The 4,796-nt window shown below is 74.1% G+C and carries 3 protein-coding genes and 1 pseudogene; 3 read left to right on the forward strand and 1 reads right to left on the reverse strand.

The window, feature by feature from the left end; translation table 11 throughout:
* The 3 genes from cobT to N4P33_RS32855 form a co-directional block, all read left to right on the forward strand.
* A partial coding sequence (cobT, locus tag N4P33_RS32845; RefSeq protein ID WP_260830588.1) for a nicotinate-nucleotide--dimethylbenzimidazole phosphoribosyltransferase occupies positions 1–2,058 on the forward strand: 2,058 nt, incomplete at its 5' end.
* 151 nt (positions 2,059–2,209) lie between these two features.
* Positions 2,210–3,442, forward strand: a complete 1,233-nt coding sequence (gene cobA, locus N4P33_RS32850; RefSeq protein ID WP_260830589.1) for a uroporphyrinogen-III C-methyltransferase — start codon at positions 2,210–2,212, stop codon at positions 3,440–3,442.
* Between the two features lie 64 nt (positions 3,443–3,506).
* Positions 3,507–4,325: an RNA methyltransferase gene (locus N4P33_RS32855; RefSeq protein WP_260830590.1), complete on the forward strand. Its 819-nt coding sequence runs from the start codon at positions 3,507–3,509 to the stop codon at positions 4,323–4,325.
* A 33-nt stretch (positions 4,326–4,358) separates the two neighbouring features.
* Here the strand turns inward: N4P33_RS32855 and N4P33_RS32860 are convergent.
* A pseudogene (locus N4P33_RS32860) lies at positions 4,359–4,796 on the reverse strand (hypothetical protein); the annotation flags it as partial.

The raw sequence follows: 4,796 nt of genomic DNA on the forward strand, positions 1-4,796 counted from the left end.
GCCCCCCTCCTCCCCGGCTCCGTCCCCGTCGCACCCCAGCCGGACCAGCCCCTCGGCCAGTTCGTCCCCGTCGACGGCACCGTGCCGACGACCCCGCACCTCGCGCCGACCCCGCCGCAGCCGCTCACCCTCCCCAGCGAGGAGCAGCCGGAGGCGGACGCCGCGCCCGCCGTACCCGCCCCCCGCGAGTCCGACGCCGCCGAGGAACCCGCACCCGACCTCGTACAGAACGCCGACGACCTGGACACCCAGGGCGCCGGCGTGGACGATGAGCAGTCCCCGGAGGAAGAGAGCACGGCCATGGCGGACGCAGCACAGCCCGCCGGCCCGCCGGCCCCCGCCTACGACGACGCCGAGCGCGAGGCCGTCCTCAAGGTCATGCGCGAACGCCGCGACATCCGCAACGGCTTCCGCAGCGACCCCATCCCGCACGAGGTGCTGCTCCGCGTCCTGGAGGCCGCGCACACCGCGCCCTCGGTCGGCCACTCGCAGCCCTGGGACTTCGTCGTCATCCGCTCCGCCGAGACCCGGCGCGCGATGCACGAACTGGCCATGCGCCAGCGCGACGCCTACGCGAAGTCGCTCCCCAAGGGCCGGGCCAAGCAGTTCAAGGAACTGAAGATCGAGGCCATCCTCGACACCCCGGTCAACATCGTCGTCACCGCCGACCCCACCCGCGGCGGCCGTCACACCCTCGGCCGGCACACCCAGCCGCAGATGGCCCCGTACTCCTCCGCGCTCGCCGTCGAGAACCTCTGGCTCGCCGCCCGCGCCGAAGGCCTCGGCGTCGGCTGGGTCAGCTTCTTCGACGAGCGCGAGATGGTCCGCGCCCTCGGCCTGCCCGAACACCTGGAGGTCGTCGCCTACCTGTGCGTCGGGTACGTCGACGAGTTCCCGGACGAGCCCGAGCTGATGCAGGCGGGCTGGTCCAAGCGCCGCCCGCTGTCCTGGGTGGTCCACGAGGAGACGTACGGCCGCCGTGCCCTGCCCGGCGAGGAACCGCACGACCTGCTCGCCGAGACCGTCGCCCAGATCCGCCCGCTGGACGCCAAGGCGCTCGGCGAGGCCTGGGAGCGGCAGAAGCGCATGACCAAGCCGGCCGGCGCGCTCGGCATGCTGGAGATCATCTCCGCCCAGCTGTCGGGCCTGTCACGCCAGTGCCCGCCGCCGATCCCGGAGCCCGCGGCCGTCGCGATCTTCGCCGGCGACCACGGTGTGCACGCCCAGGGCGTCACCCCCTGGCCGCAGGAGGTCACCGCCCAGATGGTGGCCAACTTCCTCGGCGGGGGAGCGGTGTGCAACGCCTTCGCCACCCAGGTCGGCGCCGAGGTCTGCGTCGTCGACGTCGGCGTCTCCGCCGACCTGCCCGCCACCCCGGGCCTGCTGCCGCGCAAGGTCCGCGCCGGCACGTCCGACATGACCACCGGCCCCGCGATGAGCCGCGAGGAGGCCAAGCAGGCCATCGAGGTCGGCATCGAGACCGCCCGCGACCTGGTCGCGGCCGGCAACAAGGCCCTGCTCACCGGTGAGATGGGCATCGCGAACACCACCGCGTCCGCCGCCCTGATCTCCGTCTTCACGGGAGCGGACCCGGCGGAGGTCACCGGCCGCGGCACCGGCATCAACGACGAGACCCTGGCCCGCAAGACCGAGGTCGTCCGCCGCGCCCTGGACCTCCACCAGCCCGACCCGGCCGACCCCATCGGCGTCCTCGCCGCGGTCGGCGGCTTCGAGCACGCCGCGATCGTCGGCCTGCTGCTCGGCGGCGCGTCCCTGCGTACGCCGGTGATCCTGGACGGCGTCAGCGCCGGCGCCGCCGCGCTGGTGGCCCGCGCGATCGCCCCCGAGGTCCTGGCCGCGTGCATCGCGGGCCACCGCAGCGCGGAACCGGGCCACGTGGCCGCCCTGAACAAGCTGGGCCTGCGCCCCTTGGTCGACCTCGACCTCCGCCTCGGCGAGGGCACCGGCGCGCTGCTCGCCCTCCCCTTGGTCCAGAGCACGGCCCGGGCGATGCACGAGGTGGCGACGTTCGACTCGGCGGGGGTCACGGAGAAGTAGGGGTTCCAGGAAAGGCTGGGCACAACCACCCACAGCCGCGCAGTCGGCGACGGTGCTCAGCCCCCGGACACCCCAGCCGCCCCTCCCGCCCACGCCGTAAAATCCGCATGTCAGCGCTACCGAACCGCCGCGCACCAGGAGCCGAACCACCATGGCCGAACACCCCGCCTACCCCGTAGGCCTTCGCCTCACCGGCCGCCGCGTGGTCGTCCTCGGCGGCGGCCAGGTCGCCCAGCGCCGCCTCCCCGCCCTCATCGCGGCGGGCGCCGACATCCACCTCGTCTCCCCGGAGGCCACCCCCTCCGTCGAGGCGATGGCCGACGCGGGCGAGATCACCTGGCACCGGCGCCCCTACGCCGAAGGCGACCTCGCCGACGCCTGGTACGCCCTGATCGCCACCAGCGACAAGGACGCCAACACCCGCGCCTCGGCCGAGGCGGAGCACCACCGCGTGTGGTGCGTCCGCTCCGACGACGCCGACCAGGCCACCGCCTGGACCCCGGCGACCGGCCACAGCGAGGGCGTCACCGTCGCCGTGCTCACCACCGACGCCAAGGGCCGCGACCCCCGCCACACCGCCGCCATCCGTGACGCCGTGGTCGAGGGCCTGCGCGACGGCACCCTCGTCGCCCCGCACCACCGCACCCGCACCCCGGGCGTCGCCCTGGTCGGCGGCGGCCCCGGCGACCCGGACCTGATCACTGTCCGCGGCCGCCGCCTGCTCGCCGAGGCCGACGTCGTCATCGCCGACCGCCTCGGCCCCCGCGGCCTCCTCGCCGAACTGCCCCCGCACGTCGAGGTCATCGACGCCGCGAAGATCCCGTACGGCCGTTTCATGGCCCAGGAGGCCATCAACAACGCGCTGATCGAGCACGCCAAGCAGGGCAAGTCGGTGGTCCGCCTCAAGGGCGGGGACCCGTATGTCTTCGGCCGTGGCATGGAGGAGCTGCACGCCCTCGCCGAGGCCGGCATCCCCTGCACCGTCGTCCCCGGCATCTCCAGCTCCATCTCCGTGCCGGGCGCGGCCGGGATCCCCGTCACCCACCGCGGGGTCGCGCACGAGTTCACCGTGGTCAGCGGCCATGTCGCTCCCGACGACGAGCGGTCCCTGGTCGACTGGCCCGCGCTCGCCAAGCTGACCGGCACGCTCGTCGTCCTCATGGGCGTCGACAAGATCGGCCGGATCGCCGAGACCCTCGTCGCGCACGGCAAGTCCCCGGACACCCCGGTCGCCCTCGTCCAGGAGGGCACCACCGCCGCCCAGCGCCGCGTCGACGCCACCCTCGCCACGGTCGCCGAGACGGTCGTCGCGCGCGAGGTCAAGCCGCCCGCCGTCATCGTCATCGGCGACGTGGTGAACGTCGGCCTCCCGGCCTCGGAGTAACCCGGGGTAACGCGACCGATCCCAGCCGTTGGCAGCACCCCCAGGACAAGGCAGTATCACCCCCGTGGCCGACCTCATCACCATCGAGAACCCCGACGACCCGCGTCTGCACGACTACACGGGCCTCACCGACGTGGAGCTGCGCCGCAAGCGCGAACCCGCCGAGGGCCTGTTCATCGCCGAGGGCGAGAAGGTCATCCGACGTGCCAAGGACGCCGGCTACGAGATGCGGTCCATGCTGCTCTCGGCCAAGTGGGTCGACGTCATGCGCGACGTCATCGACGAACTCCCCGCCCCGGTCTACGCCGTCAGCCCGGAACTCGCCGAACAGGTCACCGGCTACCACGTGCACCGCGGCGCCCTCGCCTCCATGCAGCGCAAGCCGCTGCCCACGGCCGCCGACCTCCTGCACACCGCCCGCCGGGTGGTCGTCATGGAGTCGGTCAACGACCACACCAACATCGGCGCCATCTTCCGCTCGGCCGCCGCCCTCGGCATGGACGCCGTGCTGCTCTCCCCGGACTGCGCCGACCCGCTGTACCGGCGCAGCGTGAAGGTCTCCATGGGCGCGGTCTTCTCCGTGCCGTACGCCCGACTGGACACCTGGCCCAAGGGCCTGGAGTCCGTGCGCGAGGCGGGCTTCACGCTGCTCGCGCTCACTCCGGACGAGAAGGCCCGTGCGCTCGACGAGGCGGCGCCCCATCGGATGGACCGGGTGGCGTTGATGCTGGGCGCCGAGGGCGACGGCCTGTCCACCCAGGCCCTCGTCGCCGCCGACGAGTGGGTCCGCATCCCGATGTCCCACGGTGTCGACTCCCTCAACGTGGGCGCGGCGGCCGCGGTCGCCTTCTACGCGGTGGCGACGGGGCGCCCCGAGGCGTAGGGGCCGCAGGGGTATGGCCGCGGGGGCGGGGGCTCAGTCGTCCCGCTCCAGCGTGGAGACGTACCGCTCCGACATCACACGGTCCTGGTCCAGCGGCCAGGAACCGCTGTCCACCTGCTCCCGCTGCGTCGGTACGCCCTTGCCGTCCTCGGGGAGTCCGCGCGCCGGACCCTGGCAGCCCTGCACCAGGGCGATGCCCAGCGCGACGATCAGCGTCACGACGACGAACACGAACAGCCGCTGCCGGAGCAGGCGCGGGTTGGCGGGACGCAGACCGGTGCCGGTGGTTCTGGGACCGGGGCGGCGCGCACCGGAGCCGGAGCGGGGCGTGTTCCGGGCGCCGTTGCGTGCGGAGTTGCGGGAGGCGGGGGTCGGCCGGGACGTGGAACGGGGGGGAGTGCCACCGCGTGAAGCGCCGCTGCCGCCGCGCGACGCGCCGCCACCGCTGCGTGCGGCGGGGCCGCCCCCGCG

The sequence above is a fragment of the Streptomyces sp. 15-116A genome (genome assembly GCF_025290915.1).
GTDB lineage: Bacteria > Actinomycetota > Actinomycetes > Streptomycetales > Streptomycetaceae > Streptomyces.

What these genes read in the sequence shown, in the direction of transcription:
- cobA (WP_260830589.1), top strand. Translation starts at nt 2,210, where the DNA reads ATGGCCGAACACCCCGCCTACCCCGTAGGCCTTCGCCTCACCGGCCGC.